The sequence below is a fragment of the Pseudomonas sp. MWU16-30317 genome (assembly GCF_020515695.1).
GTDB lineage: Bacteria > Pseudomonadota > Gammaproteobacteria > Pseudomonadales > Pseudomonadaceae > Aquipseudomonas.
The window spans coordinates 455,205-471,679 of record NZ_JAIWJA010000002.1 but is presented as its reverse complement, the minus strand read 5'-3'; the positions used below and the strand labels follow the sequence as shown (position 1 = coordinate 471,679).

The 16,475-nt window shown below is 61.2% G+C and carries 12 protein-coding genes; 6 read left to right on the top strand and 6 right to left on the bottom strand.

The genetic code is table 11. The features are described from left to right. Nucleotides 1–38: 38 nt before the first annotated feature. The gene (locus LIX93_RS06870) at nucleotides 39–689 is read right to left on the bottom strand and encodes a Pr6Pr family membrane protein (RefSeq protein WP_226503262.1); all 651 of its coding nucleotides are present in this window, start codon (nucleotides 687–689) and stop codon (nucleotides 39–41) included. A gap of 18 nt (nucleotides 690–707) precedes the next feature. After that, nucleotides 708–932: a VF530 family protein gene (locus LIX93_RS06865; protein WP_226503261.1), complete on the bottom strand. Its 225-nt coding sequence runs from the start codon at nucleotides 930–932 to the stop codon at nucleotides 708–710. Nucleotides 933–1,226: 294 nt separating this feature from the next. Here LIX93_RS06865 and LIX93_RS06860 point away from each other — a divergent pair, with 294 nt between their 5' ends. The 3 genes from LIX93_RS06860 (at nucleotide 1,227) to LIX93_RS29705 (ending at nucleotide 7,674) form a co-directional block, all read left to right on the top strand. Beyond that, complete coding sequence (locus tag LIX93_RS06860; protein WP_226503260.1) at nucleotides 1,227–3,659, top strand: glucose/quinate/shikimate family membrane-bound PQQ-dependent dehydrogenase; 2,433 nt, start codon at nucleotides 1,227–1,229, stop codon at nucleotides 3,657–3,659. Nucleotides 3,660–4,145: 486 nt separating this feature from the next. Next, nucleotides 4,146–6,566, top strand: a complete 2,421-nt coding sequence (locus LIX93_RS06855) for a glucose/quinate/shikimate family membrane-bound PQQ-dependent dehydrogenase (RefSeq protein WP_226503259.1) — start codon at nucleotides 4,146–4,148, stop codon at nucleotides 6,564–6,566. A 157-nt stretch (nucleotides 6,567–6,723) separates the two neighbouring features. After that, complete coding sequence (locus LIX93_RS29705) at nucleotides 6,724–7,674, top strand: RHS repeat-associated core domain-containing protein (protein ID WP_346015218.1); 951 nt, start codon at nucleotides 6,724–6,726, stop codon at nucleotides 7,672–7,674. A gap of 12 nt (nucleotides 7,675–7,686) precedes the next feature. Here the strand turns inward: LIX93_RS29705 and LIX93_RS06845 are convergent, their stop codons facing one another. The 4 genes from LIX93_RS06845 to LIX93_RS06830 are packed head-to-tail and all read right to left on the bottom strand — an operon-like array spanning nucleotide 7,687 to nucleotide 12,001. After that, the gene (locus LIX93_RS06845) at nucleotides 7,687–8,121 is read right to left on the bottom strand and encodes a group 1 truncated hemoglobin (RefSeq protein WP_226503258.1); all 435 of its coding nucleotides are present in this window, start codon (nucleotides 8,119–8,121) and stop codon (nucleotides 7,687–7,689) included. Continuing rightward, nucleotides 8,121–8,984 (bottom strand): DUF3034 family protein, encoded by an 864-nt coding sequence (locus LIX93_RS06840; protein ID WP_226503257.1) that lies wholly within the window; start codon nucleotides 8,982–8,984, stop codon nucleotides 8,121–8,123. Before LIX93_RS06840 ends, LIX93_RS06845 begins: the two co-directional genes overlap by 1 nt. 1 nt (nucleotide 8,985) lies before the next feature. After that, a complete protein-coding gene (locus LIX93_RS06835; RefSeq protein ID WP_226503256.1) occupies nucleotides 8,986–11,340 on the bottom strand; it encodes an EAL domain-containing protein in 2,355 nt (784 codons plus the stop codon). Continuing rightward, the gene (locus LIX93_RS06830; protein ID WP_226503255.1) at nucleotides 11,324–12,001 is read right to left on the bottom strand and encodes a methylamine utilization protein; all 678 of its coding nucleotides are present in this window, start codon (nucleotides 11,999–12,001) and stop codon (nucleotides 11,324–11,326) included. The genes LIX93_RS06835 and LIX93_RS06830 overlap by 17 nt, the downstream gene beginning before the upstream one ends. Before the next feature lie 314 nt (nucleotides 12,002–12,315). On the opposite strand from LIX93_RS06830, the gene lon reads away from it, so the two are divergent. The 3 genes from lon (at nucleotide 12,316) to LIX93_RS06815 (ending at nucleotide 16,325) form a co-directional block, all read left to right on the top strand. After that, nucleotides 12,316–14,736 carry an endopeptidase La gene (lon, locus tag LIX93_RS06825; protein ID WP_226503254.1) on the top strand — a complete coding sequence of 807 codons (2,421 nt, stop codon included), beginning with the start codon at nucleotides 12,316–12,318 and terminating at the stop codon, nucleotides 14,734–14,736. A 171-nt stretch (nucleotides 14,737–14,907) separates the two neighbouring features. Then, complete coding sequence (locus tag LIX93_RS06820) at nucleotides 14,908–15,819, top strand: RHS repeat-associated core domain-containing protein (RefSeq protein WP_226503253.1); 912 nt, start codon at nucleotides 14,908–14,910, stop codon at nucleotides 15,817–15,819. 113 nt (nucleotides 15,820–15,932) lie between these two features. Beyond that, the gene (locus LIX93_RS06815; RefSeq protein WP_226503252.1) at nucleotides 15,933–16,325 is read left to right on the top strand and encodes a protease inhibitor I42 family protein; all 393 of its coding nucleotides are present in this window, start codon (nucleotides 15,933–15,935) and stop codon (nucleotides 16,323–16,325) included. Nucleotides 16,326–16,475 lie beyond the last annotated feature (150 nt).

Below are 16,475 nucleotides of genomic sequence, written 5' to 3'. Positions count from 1 at the left end.
GGCCCCTTCGCGGCCTGACGCGAAGAGGCCACACCCGCCTACCGAAGCCGCTTGGCGATCAGACGGTCAATCACAATGACCAACCCACCGATCGCCAAAAACCCGCCCAGCACCCCGAACGCATTCATCCACACCTGCCAATACCCCAGCTTCAGCACATCCACGAACGGATACGGGTAAACCCCCAGCGTATCCCCGCGAATCAGGATGCAGGCGAAATACGCCGTCGGGTACAGCGCCCACAGCGGCAGATGCCACACCCGCAGATGCCCCTTGGGCACCCATGCCAGCCAATACCCCAGAAACACCAAGGGCATCACATCGTGAAGAATCTCGTTGGCCAGCCATTGCCAGCCACGCGGGTCCCAGAGGTCGCGCAGCAACGCGTTGTAGGCAATCCCTACCAATACGATGCTGGTGGTCACCCCGGCAATCACCCACGGCATGCGAAACCAACGAGCCATGCAGCCCTGATGCCGACTGGTAGCAGCCGTCAGCACCGCCGCCGCCAGGGTATTGCTCAACACGGTGAAAAAACTCAGGAAGGCCATCAACCCGCCCAGCAGACTGGCCTGCTCCTGCCAGCGGGAGAACAGTATCAGGTACAACTGCAACCCCAGCCCGAACCAGGCCACGCAGGCCACCGTCAGCACGGCAAGACGCAAACGCTCGCCATATAGCCCACACATGCGATGTCCGTTATCCACTCAGCGCTTGGTGCGTTGCAGTTTGACGTAGAGGCGCTCGACCTTCTCCCGCGCCCACGGCGTGCGCCGCAGAAAGGTCAGGCTCGACTTGATGCTGGGGTCGCTCTTGAAGCAGCGGATATCGATACGCTCGGCCAGCCCCGACCACGCGTAGTGCTCGACCAGCGTGGTGAGGATGTGCTCGAGAGTAACGCCGTGCAGCGGATCGGAATCGGAAGCAGTCACAGCGCGGCGCTCGATGGGCAAAGGGTCATCTTGATGGTCCAGTCTCGGCAAAGCGGCAACCTTAGCCTAGAGCCACGATAGCGCAAAGCGCTGAACGGGGGTGTCGCCAATAAATCTTCACCCGGCGCGCACGTTCTCATAGCACCGCGCCGCTGCCGGCGGCGGGCTCGTGAAGGGATTTTGCGCCTCGCGGCGACATATTCTGAAACTAAATAGCCCCCTAACGGCTCTACGCATGACTCGGGACATTCGAACCCGATACCAATAATTAACGCACGATGGAGTTTCCCCACGATGAACAACGACGGGACAAACAGTCGCAAGCGGCTACTGCCTAGCCTCTTGGGGCTGGTGTTTCTACTCATGGGCCTGGCCCTGCTGGTTGGCGGCATCAAGCTTGCCAGCAACGGCGGTTCGCTCTACTACCTGATCACCGGCATCGGCATCCTGCTGGTCGGCTTCCTGTTGCTGGCCGGACGCGCCGCCGCATTGGGCCTGTATGCCATCGTACTGTTCGCCAGCAACCTCTGGTCGCTGTGGGAAGTTGGCCTGGACTGGTGGCAGCTGGTGCCGCGTCTGGCGCTGTGGTTCGCTTTGGGCATCGTCCTGCTGTTGCCGTGGTTCCGTCGCCCGCTGCTGTGGGATCAAACCTCGAATCTGGGTAGCAAGGGCCTGACCGTCGCCGTGGTGCTGGCCGGCCTTACCGCCCTGGCCAGCCAGTTCACCAACCCCGGCGAAATCAAAGGCCAACTCGACCGCGACAGCGCCGGCACCGTCAGTGGCGCACCGGCCATGCCCGAGGGCGACTGGCAGTCTTACGGCCGCAGCGGTTTTGCCGATCGCTATTCGCCGCTGGCGCAGATCACACCGGACAACGCCAGCCAGCTCGAGCCGGCCTGGACCTTCCGTACCGGCGACATCCCCGGGCCTAACGACCCGATGGAAACCACAGCCGAAAACACCCCGCTCAAGGTCAACGGCATGCTCTATGTATGCACGCCGCACAGCCAGGTGATCGCTCTGGACCCGGACACCGGCAAGGAAATCTGGCGCTTCGATCCAAAAATCAGCACCCAGAAAGCCGCTAATTTCAAGGGCTGGGCACATATGACCTGCCGCGGCGTCTCCTACTATGATGACGCCGCCTACGCCGCCAGCGCACCGAGCACCACCGAGGCCAGCCCGGTCCCTGTGGTCGAGGCCAGTACGCCGGTCGCCAGCAGCTGCCCTAAACGCATCTTCGTACCCACCGCCGACACCCGCCTGATCGCCCTCAACGCCGATACCGGCAAGATGTGCGAAGACTTCGGCGACAAAGGCCAGATCGACCTCAGCACCAACATCGGCAGCTTCGCCGCCGGCGGTTACTATTCCACTTCACCACCGGCCGTGACGCGCAACCTGGTAGTCATCGGCGGTCACGTCACCGACAACGTCTCCACCGACGAGCCTTCCGGCGTGGTCCGCGCGTTTGACGTGCACGACGGCCACCTGGTGTGGAACTGGGACAGCGGCAACCCCGACGTCACCACCCCGATCGCGGCGGGCGAGCACTACACCCGCAACTCGCCGAACATGTGGTCGCTGATGAGCGTCGACGAAAAACTCGGCATGCTCTACCTGCCCATGGGCAACCAGATGCCCGACCAGTGGGGCGGCAATCGCACCCCTGAATCCGAGAAATACAGCGCCGGCGTCACCGCTCTGGACATCAACACCGGCCACGTGCGCTGGACCTTCCAGTTCACCCACCACGACCTGTGGGACATGGACGTCGGCGGCCAGCCGAGCCTGCTCGACATGAAAACCAGCGAGGGCATCAAGCCGGCGCTGCTGGCCTCGACCAAGCAGGGCAGCATCTACGTGCTCGACCGCAGCAACGGCAAGCCCATCGTACCGATCGATGAAGTGCCCGTGCCGCAGGGCGCGGTGGAAGGCGACCACACCTCGCAGACGCAACCCAAGTCCGAGCTCAATTTCATGCCGCCGCCGCTCAAGGAGCGCGACATGTGGGGCGTGACGCCGTTCGACCAGATGCTCTGCCGTATCGACTTCAAGTCGCTGCGCTATGACGGGCCGTTCACCCCGCCATCGCTGCAGGGCTCGATCGTCTACCCCGGCAACTTCGGGGTGTTCGACTGGGGCGGTATTTCGGTCGATCCGGTGCGCCAGATCGCCTTCGTCAACCCGAGCTACATGGCCTTCCGTTCCAGGCTGGTACCGGCTGCCGATGCTGCCAGCGGCCCTGGCCGCAAGAGCGAAACCGAAGGCGTGCAGCCCAACAAGGGCGCGCCGTACGGGGTGATCCTCGAAGCGTTGCTGTCGCCCATGGGCCTGCCTTGCCAGGCTCCGGCCTGGGGTTACGTGGCGGCCGTCGACCTGACCACCCACCAGACGATCTGGAAGCACAAGAACGGCACCGTGCGTGACAGCTCGCCGGTACCGATCCCGCTGACCATGGGCGTGCCGAGCCTGGGCGGGACCTTTGTCACCGCCAGTGGCGTGGGCTTCCTGAGTGGCACCCTGGACCAGTACCTGCGCGCCTATGACATGCGCAACGGCAAGCAGCTGTGGGAAGGCCGCCTGCCCGCAGGTGGCCAGACCACGCCGATGACTTACACCGGCAAGGATGGCCGCCAGTACGTGCTGGTAATGGCTGGGGGTCACGGCTCGCTGGGTACCAAACAGGGCGACTATGTGATCGCCTACGCGCTGCCGAAAAAATAAGCAGCGCTGCGATAAATGAACGGCTCCTTCGGGGGCCGTTTTTGATGGTGTCCATGCGGCCCTCTTCGCCGCCGAACGCCCATCGTGGCCCCTACAGTGTCGGCAGGTCCTGAGTCGCACGCCTGCGGGAGCCACGATGCGGGCTCGGCCGCGAAGAGCACTGTTGCAAATTAAACAAAGATGAATCCCGTTACCTGATCTGTTAATAATAAAAAAATATCTATAATCTGCCCGCCGAAGACCACTGAAACGTTTAACTTTTCGTAATAATCCATACATTTTGCCCGGATACTTTTTCTCTCTCTCGGCAAACGGCATTGAACAGTTAGCAGTCTCGTCTTTGCGATCTTCATCCCCGGTGCTCCGTCGCCGCCGATTTTGCAACTCCCCATAACGTGGCACGACGCCCATTTACCGAGCGCAGGTTGATTCCTGAACTATGCTCGAACGACTGAAATATGCTGATACACCTCGGAGAAAAGACCTATGAGCACTGATGGTGCTTTGAGTAGAACACGCCTGTGGCCCAGCCTGTTAGGCCTGGTATTCGCCGTGATGGGCCTGATCCTGCTGGTACTGGGCGTCAAGCTCGCCAGCCTGGGCGGCTCGCTGTACTACGTGATCGCCGGCCTTGGCATCCTCGTCACCGGCCTGCTGTTGCTGGCCGGGCGCTCTTCGGCCATCGGCTTGTATGCCGTGGTGCTGTTTGCCAGCACCGTCTGGTCGCTGTACGAAATCGGCTTCGACTGGTGGCAGCTGGTGCCGCGCCTGTCGCTGTGGTTCGTGCTCGGCCTGCTGCTGTGGCTGCCGCTGTTCCGCAACCCGTTGGTACGCCGCGCGCCTGCGCCGTTCGCCACCCGCGCCTTGGGCGTGGCGGTGATCCTGGCCGGTGCCTGCGCCCTCATCTCGCAGTTCACCAACCCCGGTGAAATCAACGGCGATATCGGCCGCGACGGTGGCGATCTCGCCAGCGCTGCCCCGGCTCAGCCTGATGGCGACTGGCAGTCCTACGGCCGCACCGAATTCGGTGAGCGCTACTCGCCGCTCAAGCAGATCACCACCGCCAACGTGGGCAAGCTGCAGGAAGCCTGGCGCATCCGTACCGGTGACATGAAGACCGACAAGGACCCGGTAGAAATCACCGACCAGAACACCCCGCTCAAGGTCAACGGCATGCTCTATGCCTGCACGCCGCACAGCAAGGTACTGGCGCTGGACCCGGACACCGGCAAGGAAATCTGGCGTTACGACCCGCAGATCCAAGGGCCTAACAACAACGATTTCACGGGCTGGGCGCACATGACCTGTCGTGGCGTGTCGTACTACGACGAAGCCAACTTCAGCAAGTCCGACGCCATCAGCACTCCGGCCGCTTTGTCGGATCAAGGCAAGGCCATGGCTGCCGAGTGCCCTCGTCGCCTGTTCCTGCCGACCGCCGATGCGCGCCTGATCGCGCTCAACGCCGACACCGGTAAAGTCTGCGAGTCCTTCGGTGACAAAGGCACTGTCAGCCTGCGTACCAGCGAAGGCCCGTTCACTCCAGGCGGCTACTACGCCACCTCGCCCGCCGCTATCACCCGCAACCTGGTGATCATCGGTGGCCACGTGACCGACAACGAATCCACCAGCGAACCGTCTGGCGTGATCCGTGCGTTCGACGTGCATGACGGTCACCTGGTCTGGAACTGGGACGCCGGCAACCCCGACGAAACCACCCCGCTGCCAGCCGGCCAGACCTACACCCGCAACTCGCCAAACATGTGGTCGCTGGCCAGCGTCGACGAGAAGCTGGGCCTGGTCTACCTGCCATTGGGCAACCAGATGCCTGACCAGTGGGGCGCCAACCGCACCGCCGGCAGCGAAAAATTCAGCGCCGGTACCGTCGCGCTGGACATCGACACCGGCAAAGTGCGCTGGAACTATCAGTTCACTCACCACGACCTGTGGGACATGGACGTGCCGGCTCAGCCAACGCTGATGGACATCAAGACCGCCGAAGGCGTCAAGCAGGCGCTGATCCAGCCCACCAAGCAAGGCAGCCTGTATGTCCTCGATCGCAAGACCGGTACGCCGATCGTGCCGATCCAGGAAATCCCGGTGCCTAGCGGTGCTGTAGAAGGCGACCACAGTTCGCCGACTCAGGCACGCTCCGAGCTGAACCTGCTGCCACCCAAGCTGGATGAAAAAGCCATGTGGGGGGTCACGCCGTTCGACCAACTGCTGTGCCGCATCCAGTTCAAGTCGCTGCGTTATGAAGGCCAGTACACCCCGCCGTCGACCCAGGGCAGCATCATCTACCCAGGTAACGTCGGTGTGTTCAACTGGGGAGCGGTATCGATCGATCCAGTTCGTCAGCTGATGTTCACCAGCCCGAACTACATGGCGTTCGTGTCCAAACTGGTGCCGCGTGCCGAAGTGGCCGCGGGCAGCAAGCGCGAAAGCGAAACCAGCGGCGTGCAGCCGAACGCCGGTGCGCCGTATGCGGTGATCATGCATCCGCTGATGTCGCCGTTCGGCGTTCCGTGCCAGGCACCTGCCTGGGGCTACGTGGCCGGTATCGACATGACCACCGCCAAAGTGGTGTGGAAGCACAAGAACGGCACCAGCCGTGACAGCTCGCCCGTGCCGATCGGCCTCAACCTCGGCGTGCCGAGCATGGGCGGTTCGATGGTCACTGCCGGCGGCGTCGGCTTCCTGAGCGGTACGCTTGACCAGTATCTGCGTGCCTACGACGTGCGCACAGGTAAAAACCTGTGGTCCAGCCGTTTGCCAGCAGGTGGCCAGGCTACGCCGATGAGCTACACCGGCAAGGACGGTACACAGTACATCCTCGCGACCGTCGGTGGCCATGGCTCGCTGGGCACCAAGATGGGCGATTACATCATTGCCTATAAATTGGCCCAGTGATGGCTTGAAGCAAGACTGAGAATGGCTCCCTGCGGGGGGCCATTTTTTTGCTTTATCGAAGGCCAGGAACGTCCAGACCTATCAGATCTGAGAGTTGTGGAGTGGCCTGGAACGTCGTCTGATCGATCTTTCACATTTACCTGAAAGGGATGATCCGATGGCCAGTATCAAGCCAGTTCCACACATCAAACTGCTCGCCTGTGACTGGGCCAATAGCGTGACCGGCAGCACCACGACCGAAGGCACCATCGCATTCGCCCATAGCCCCTTTGGCCACCGTTCGTCCGAGGTGGATGACGACACTGGGCCGGGCTACAACGGGCAACATCTAGAGCGTGATGGGGGTTACCTGCTCGGCCATGGCTACCGGGAATACCGACCGAAGCTGGGACGCTTCAATGCACCGGACAGCTACAGCCCGTTTGGCGGTGGGGGGTTGAACTGTTATGCGTACTGCCGAGCGGAGCCGGTGAACAGAAGCGATCCGAGCGGGCACGCGGATAACTCGAAGCGAGATGAAATCCTCTTCGGTTCCTTGGCAGGTTTTATGTTGCTTCTTGGGGTTCTGATAGGCCGGGGGGTCGCTCATCAGATGCGCCATGCCGGTCGATTGGTAGCCGCCCCAGTGGGTGCAGGCTCGGCCTTGGGTGCACGGATGCGAAGGCGCACGAGTGCCCCGGCTAACCTCGGGTCGATATCGGTTGATAGGGATATGCCTGTTTTCGGGCGATTTCAGCGGGCTGACAGCCCCACTCAGGCACATCCCGTTACGAGACGCGAGATTGGCGTGACCTATGCCCAGGTAATAGCGGGACCACCACCACCGCCAAGGCCTCCTAGCCCTGTGCGCTCGACGGGAACGCAACTGAACCATGGCGGTACGCCTCGGGACCTGCTCGCAAGTATCCTTAGAGGTGGGCAAGCGAACCTCAAACCAGTAGGTACTTCAGCAGGCATCCAAAGGGATATCTTGCCTGACCTGGATGCTCTTACGCCTCAACAGCGATTTATAGCCGCGAGAGAAAGATTATCTGACGCCCCCGTTCACGTGTTAGCAGGCAGTCAAGTCAGCGCAGCAGACGCCAGTGCACAGATCAGGCGCAAATGATTGCGTGGCACCTTACTTACGTATGACCTCCCCTCGCTGCGCCGCCAACCGGGCCAGCAACCGGTTCTGCACCGGCACGGGCACCTGCTGACTGTCCATGGACTTGATCAGATCTTCCACCAGCGCATTGAACTCACTCGGATCGATGTGCTGGCCCTTATGGGCCTCAGCCATATCCACCCCGGTATAGGTGCACGGCCCGCCCGCCTCGACGCAGAACTTTTCCACCAACTTGTCGCGCAGCATCACCGGATCGACGTTGCGAAAGTGCGCGCCGATGCGCGGATCCTTGACCACGATCAGCAACATGCCCTCGACGATCCGGTTGATGCCGGGCTTCTGGCCCAACGCCTGATACAGGCTGTCATCGGCAGCAGGTGGCAAGGTCTTGCTGGCACAGGCCGCCAACAAGGCAAAAACGGTAATTGCAACGAACAGGCGCTTCATCAGAAACTCCCCTGCACAGACAGATACGTGCCGTTCTGGTTATCCAGCGTGGCAATCTCCCCCAGCCGCGCATAGGCCAGCACAAAGGCCACATGCTTGTTGGGGAAGTACCCCAAAAACATGTCCGCCCAATCACTCTCCCCCGCGAACGACAGGTTGTCCGGCTTCTCCCGGTACTCCACGCCCAATGCCCAGCGGGGGTTGAACAGCACGGCCACCGAGCCTTCCTTCAACACGCTGCGGGTATCACGGCGATCACCGCCAAATCCGAGCACACCCATCTCGTTGGCGCGGCTGTAGCGCACGCCGCCGTTGACCACCAGGTTGTAGCCGAACGCCGCGCCCATGAACAAGCGGCTGGCGGTGATATAGCCTTCCACATCGTGATCGCGCCTGGCGCCCACCAGGCTGGGGATCAAAAAGTCGCGCTGATGCTTGTACTCCAGCCCGGCCGAGACTTGCGGCAGCTGGTCATAGATCAAGTCACCGAACAGCCGCACTTTCATGCCAAAGATGTCCTGGCTCAGGCTGTTCTCTGGCAGGCTCAGCTTCTTCGCCAAAGTGCCTAGGTCAAAGCGCTGCCTAGCGTAGGAAAATTCCACGCGATTACCGTAGGACGCCGACATCCCGGTCACATCCAGGTTGTAATCCGGCAAGTCCACATGGGTGCCGAATACCGTGCTACTCCACTGCCCCTGCTCGCTGTAGCCGGAAATCACCGCCCACGGGATCAGGCCGCCGCCTGCAGCACCTTCGACACTGGTCGCGCCACCGGTGGCGATCAACCGACCGTCGCCGGCCAGCACCGGGTCGGCACACAGCAGCGCCAACGAACTCAATAGCAAGGGAATTCGATGTTTCATATCAGTGGACCATCAAGGACGGCGTTGGCAATGGTTGCTTGACCCAGACTTCAAACGCCGCTGCCGTGAGCGGTCGACTGATCAGATAGCCCTGGGCCGTGTCGCAGTGCCAGCGCTCGAGCAAGCGCAGGCTGTGTTCGTATTCGACGCCTTCGGCGACCACCTTGAGCCCCAGGTTGTGGCTCATCTCGATGGTCGAACGGACGATCACCGCGTCTTCGCTGGTTTCGTCCAGATTGCGCACGAAAGACTGGTCGATCTTGAGTTCCTGCACCGGCATACGCTTGAGGTGCGCCAGCGACGAATAACCCGTGCCGAAATCGTCTACCGACAGGCTGATGCCACATTCGCGCAAGCGGTGCAGCACCTTGAGGGCGGCCTCCGGCTCGCGCATCACCGCGCTTTCGGTAATCTCGAAAATGATCTGCTCAGCGGGTACGCGGTACTGGCGCAGCAGCCGCGAGGCCTGTTCGGGCAGGTCTTGGCCGTGCAGGTCGTCGGCAGAAATATTCAACGACAGCTGCACGCGCAGCCCGCGTTGATTCCACTCGCTGAGCTGACGAATGCCCTCTTCGATCACCCAGCGGGTCAGTGTCTGAATGCTGCCGGTACGCTCGGCCAGGATGATGAACTCCGCCGGCGAGACCATGCCGAACTGCGGGTGATGCCAACGCAACAGCGCCTCGGCCTGGCGCACCTGGCCGTTGCGAATGTCGAGCTTGGGTTGATAGTTGAGGATCAGCTCGTTGTTGGCCGCCGCATGGCGCAAATCGCGGATCAGGCTGATCTGGCGCTGGTGGGCCAGGTCGCGCCCCTGCTGGTAAACCTGCAAGCGCCCGGGCAGGGTTTTGGCATCGCTCATGGCAATGGAGGCGCGCGACAGCAGCTCTTCGGCGATCTGGCCATCCACTGGGTAGGCAGCGATGCCGATCAGGCACTCCATGGCAATGTCATGGCTGCCCACATGCTGTTGTACGGTCATGAACTGCTGGATACGGTCGGCGGTGGCCACGGCGCTGTCACTGTTGAAGTTTTCCAGCAGCAGGAGGAATTCACCGGCGATCAGATGGGCCAGGGTATCGCCGGGGCGCAACACCTCCTGCAGCAGCTCCCCGGCGCGCTGCAGAATGCCGTCGACCAGCACCGGGCCGCCGTTCTCGCCCAGCTCGCGCAGGTTGTCGATGTTGAGATAGAGCACCGCCACCGGCCGCTCGGCGGCAATCGCACTGCCCAGACGCTCGGTGGCCAGGGCGCGGTTGGGCAAGCCGGTGAGGCTGTCGTGCAAGGCGTTGTGGGCCAGTTGCAGTTCGCGCTCGGCGATACCCGCCTGCATGAGGTTGATTGCACCGGCCAAGGCGCCCAGCTCGTCGCTGCGCTTGAGCAACACCGGCGTCTGATAGTCGCCCTGGCCGATACGGTCGGCGGCTTCGGCCAGGGCCTGTACGGGCTGCGACACGCTGCGGGCCAGCAGCAGCGCGCCGACCAGCGAGGCCAGCAAGGAGGCCATGGCGATATAGATGATGTTGTGGTCCAGCGGCGCGAAGGCCTTCATGGCGTCGTCGAGGGGGCTTTGCAGCAAGGCGATGACTTTGCCGCCACTGGCGCTGTCGCTCGCCAGCATCAGGGGTTCGTTGAGGAAGCTTTGCTGCTCATGGACGGTCAGCGTCACCCGGCGGCCATCCTTGTTGTGCTGCATCCACTCGCTGATGCTGGCATGCAGCTCGGGCGCCTGGGTACTGACCAGTTGGCCGACGCCGTCGCGGGTCTGGGTCAGGAACGACACCTGCAGATTGCTCAGCGAATGCAGCTCCTGGGCAAAGGCCGCATCCATGGTAAAGCCCATCACCACGCGGGCGATGGGCAATGGCGCCAGCACCTGGGCCTCGACCAGCAGGTGCGGCTGGCCATTGAGTGGCACGATGAGCATGGTCTGCTTGCTGCGCCGAGCGTCACGCAAGGCCTGATCGTAGGCGAACGGGGTGCCATCGGCGACATCGTCAGCGGTACTGGAGATGACTTTGCCGTCCATCCCTAGCACGAACATGTCACTGGCGCCGATCCGCGCACCGTGGTTGAGCAGCGCCGAACGAATGGTCGCCGAATCGCCACTGGCGATCGCATCGCGAAAACCGAAGTCCGAAGACAGTATCTGCAAGCCGTCACGCAAGCGCCGCCCGCGCACATCCAGCAAACGCTCGAACACCCGTGTACCCACCTCCAGTTGCTCCGCCGCCTGGCCGCGCACGGCCTCGTTGGTGGCTACTTTGACGGCGAGCGTCAGCGCTGCGACCACGACCAGTAGCAGGAGAATGAGGACGCAGGCAATACGCGCCTGAAAGCTACTTCTCAGTTTCACGCACAGCCTTGCCGAAAGCATCCCCGAAGGCGCTCGGCGCGGGGGCGCTCGGGGCATCGGCAGACAGGGGTTCAAGGGTCATGCTGTAGCTCTTTTGCACGGCCTTGTCGGCCATCACCAGCTCGCCACCGTTTTGCGTGGCCATGTCGGCATGCTGTGGGTGCCAGAGGGTGACGTTGTAGTGGCCGGCGGGCAGGTCGAAAGTGATCTGGCCCTTGGCATCGCTGACGGCGAACCAGGGGTCATCGGTGACATAAATGTAACCGAGCATCCAGTCATGGATATTGCAGCCCAGCACCACGACCCCAGCCTTGTCGAAGACTTGAGCAGCAGGGATGCCTTCATACAGCTTGAGCTCGAAGCGTTTGGTGGACGAAAACGAATAGACCTGATGGCGAATGTTGTCGCTGTTGGGGAACGTCACGTTGGTGTTGCTGTGCACGGCCAGCACGTGGGGCACGAACTCCTTGTTGCGCTGGTCCATGTCCGCTTTGGTGCTGATCGGGCTTTTGCCGGGTGGCCCCTGCAGGGTGAGCACGGCATCCGCCACGGGCTGGCCTTGCTGATCCACGACCTGGGCGATGAACGGCGCGGCGGTGGCCAACGTGGTGTACAGCAGTGCACCCACGATGATGGTCGCGCCGCAGAAGATTTTAGGCATTGCAAGGCACCTGACAACGAGTGAAAGATCGCGCGGTTTGACCTGCACAGCGGTCAAACCGGAGAAACGATCAGTAACGAATCATTCACGTCCACAACTAGGCGTATTGCCACTATTCACCTCAGCCATGGGCCAGCGGGCTTCAGACCGTCTGGGCAGGGGGCCGAACCCGTACCGATCTATGGCTCGCATGAATACAGCGTAGTGGCTTCTGCTCAGGTTATCGTCAACTTCGGGTAAAGCTGGAGGGTCGGGATTGAAACGAGTGGTCGGGTACCCCATCTAACCTGCATAGACCATTGCGCAGGTGCCCCATGAGCGACCAGCAGGATTACGCGGAAACTCCAGACGAACATCTGGAATCGGAACACATCGAACACTCCACCACCTCCAGCACCGAGTTGACCTTGCCCGGCCAGAATCTGCCGGACAAGGTGTATGTCATCCCGATCCACAACCGGCCGTTCTTCCCGGCGCAAGTGCTGCCGGTCATCGTCAACGAAGAACCGTGGGCCGAAACCCTCGATCTGGTCGCCAAGACCCCCCATCACTCGCTCGCGCTGTTCTTCATGGAAACGCCCCCTGAAGATCCGCGGCATTTCGATACGTCCGCGCTGCCGCTGTACGGCACTCTGGTGAAAATCCACCATGCCAGCCGTGAAGACGGCAAGTTGCAGTTCGTTGCGCAGGGCCTGTCGCGGGTGCGTATTCGCACGTGGCTCAAACACCATCGGCCGCCCTATCTGGTGGAGGTCGAATACCCGCAACAGCCCATCGAGCCCACCGACGAGGTCAAGGCCTACGGCATGGCGTTGATCAACGCGATCAAGGAGTTGCTACCGCTGAACCCGCTGTACAGCGAAGAACTGAAAAACTATCTCAACCGCTTCAGCCCCAACGATCCGTCGCCGCTGACCGACTTCGCCGCCGCCCTGACCTCCGCCACTGGCGCCGAGCTGCAACAGGTGCTGGACTGCGTGCCCATGCTCAAGCGCATGGAGAAAGTCCTGCCGATGCTGCGCAAGGAGGTCGAAGTCGCGCGGCTGCAGAAGGAAATTTCCGCCGAGGTCAATCGCCAGATCGGCGAGCATCAGCGCGAATTCTTCCTCAAGGAGCAATTGAAGGTCATCCAGCAAGAGCTGGGGCTGACCAAGGACGACCGCAGCGCCGACGTCGAGCAGTTCCAGGCACGCCTGGAGGGCAAGACGCTGCCGGCCCAGGCGCAAAAACGCGTGGATGAAGAAATCGGCAAGCTGGGGATCCTCGAAACCGGCTCACCGGAGTACGCCGTCACGCGCAACTATCTTGACTGGGCCACCGCCTTGCCTTGGGGCGTTTACGGCAAGGACAAGCTCGACCTCAAGCACGCGCGCAAGGTGCTCGACCAGCACCACGCCGGGCTCGACGACATCAAGTCGCGGATTCTCGAGTTCCTCGCGGTGGGCGCCTACAAGGGCGAGATCAGCGGTTCCATCGTGCTGTTGGTCGGGCCGCCCGGCGTGGGCAAGACCAGCGTCGGCAAGTCCATTGCCGAGTCGCTGGGGCGGCCGTTCTATCGCTTCAGCGTCGGCGGCATGCGCGACGAGGCCGAGATCAAGGGCCATCGGCGCACCTACATCGGCGCCCAACCGGGCAAGCTGGTGCAGGCGCTCAAGGATGTCGAGGTGATGAACCCGGTGATCATGCTCGACGAGATCGACAAGATGGGCCAGAGCTACCAGGGCGACCCGGCCTCGGCGCTGCTCGAAACCCTCGACCCGGAACAGAACGTCGATTTTCTCGACCATTACCTCGACCTGCGCCTGGACCTGTCCAAAGTATTGTTCATCTGTACCGCCAACACCTTGGACTCGATCCCCGGGCCGCTGCTCGACCGGATGGAAGTGATTCGCCTGTCGGGTTATATCACCGAAGAAAAAATCGCCATCGCCAAGCGCCACCTGTGGCCCAAGCAGCTGGAAAAGGCCGGCGTCGACAAGGCCAGGCTCAGCATCAGCGACACGGCTCTGCGCGCGGTGATCGAGGGCTACGCGCGGGAAGCCGGGGTGCGCCAACTGGAGAAGCAACTCGGCAAACTGGTGCGCAAGGCCGTGGTCAAGCTGCTCGACGCGCCGCAGTCGTCCATCAAGATCGGCCCCAAGGACCTCGAAGCCTCGCTGGGCACCCCGGTGTTCCGCAGCGAGCAGGTGTTGTCCGGCAAGGGCGTGATCACCGGGCTGGCCTGGACTAGCATGGGCGGCGCCACCCTGCCGATCGAAGCGACCCGTATTCATACTCTCAACCGCGGCTTCAAGCTGACCGGGCAGTTGGGTGATGTGATGAAGGAGTCTGCGGAAATCGCCTATAGCTATGTGAGTTCCAATCTCAAGCAGTTTGGCGGTGAGGCAAAGTTCTTTGACGAAGCATTCGTGCACTTGCATGTGCCCGAGGGCGCGACGCCCAAGGATGGTCCGAGTGCGGGCGTGACCATGGCCAGTGCGCTGCTGTCACTGGCGCGCAACCAGGCGCCGAAGAAGGGCGTGGCCATGACGGGCGAGCTGACGTTGACCGGGCATGTACTGCCCATTGGCGGGGTCCGTGAGAAGGTCATTGCGGCGCGGCGGCAGAAGATCAACGAGTTGATTTTGCCGGAGGCGAATCGGGGGAATTTCGATGAATTACCGGATTATCTGAAGGCGGGGATGACGGTGCACTTTGCCAAGCGGTTTGCGGATGTGGCGAAGGTGTTATTTTAAGTCCGGCCTTGGTCGACAGGCTCTTTCCGGGAATCGCTTCGGCTTCCGAAGATCCCTGGGAAGCGCCTGTCAGATCATCAATACTCATGACGTCAACCTATCAATTCTACTAGCTGAACAATTATCGGTTTTCCCATCAGACTATCCGCTTGATTAAAGGAGAACACGCTAATGGATATTTTCCGCAGTAACACGAGACGTCGTCTGCTAGCAACGGACCAGGCCCGGTCGGTACAGCAAGTTGTCGATGACGAAGGTACCTTGGCCTATACGTCTTTCGGCTACACACATGACCTTCGTCTTCTCCCTATGCGCGTGGCCTTCAACGGGGAGCCTCCAGATCTACTTAACGGCCATTACCCGCTTGGATTGGGTTATCGAAGATACAGCTCCATACTGATGCGATTTACGAGCCCGGATAGCTGGAGCCCCTTTGCAAGCGGTGGACTCAATAGCTATGCCTACTGCAGTGCCGATCCTGTAAATCATATTGATCCGGACGGCCACATGCCCTTAAAAGTGAATATATCAAAACTGCGAGGGGTACCCAGACTACCCAATTCGACCAACCGCCACACCCTGATATCAAGAAATAATAGAAAAAAGCGTTATAATAGTGCAGGACGATTAGCAGAAGAAACTGCTAGCCACTCATCCCTTATAGAAACTGGAGCATTTGACCGGATACGGCATATGAGTATTACCGACCACGGCCGTGCAAATCCAGATATTCTGGACGCTGCCCACGTTGAAATGCTTGACGCTTTTGGACGGGCACGGGGAACGACGCTTCAACCGGCAGCCAGACCAATTGCCTACCGGAACTTACAGGGTGAGTTGCAGCTTTTTGCGGGGCACATGACCGCGGCAGAACAGTACTTCCGCTTGCGTTGGGAACGGTCGTCCGCCGCGGCGAAAAGTCTGCGTAAAGGACAGGCAGATCTCGCGCTGTTACGTCAAAAAAAATATGAGATCGATCATCACAATGCTGACTTGACGACGCTTCCCTATATCGATGAGCAGGATTTACGTAAAGGGATTTGGCGAATACGTGACCCCGCAGCTATAAACAATCAGCGTTGACAAGCTACCGAGGGAAGAACGACGCATTTCGCCAAGTGCTTTACAAGCGGCAGATAACCTCATTCCTTCGACCTTGAGTTATTCTTGTGCCATCCCGTCTTGAAGGAGCCATCATGTCCGCCGCCCGCCTGCTAGCCCCCGCCAGCCTCGCCCTGCTCGCCGCCTGTGCTCAGCAACTACCGCAGAACGTGGCGCTCGACAAGCAAAGCCAGTGTCCGCTCAAGTTAAGCACCGGCCAGCGCCTGACCCTCACCCTGCCCAGCAACCCCACCACCGGCTATCGCTGGCTGGTGCAGAACCCTGCGCCTGGGGTGTTGAAAAGCCTCGGGCCAGAGGTGTACAGCAATCCGGAGGATGCCGGGTTGGTGGGCGGTGCAGGGCAATCGGTGTGGCGCTTTGTGGCGCAGGCATCGGGGGATGGGCATTTGTTGCTGGTGTATCAGCAGCCATGGTCGCCGGAGGTGAAGCCGGTGCAGACGTTTGATTGTGCGTTGACCGTCAAGTAAAACAGGCTGGATTGGTAGTGCGGCGGATCGCCTCTTCGCCGCCGAACGCGCAACCTTGCCCCCACGGGTGCATGACTTCAGATCAGCCACCGCTGTGGGAGCAGGGGCACGCCGCAGGCTCGGCGCCCGTCTGTAATCCATGCAGCCCAG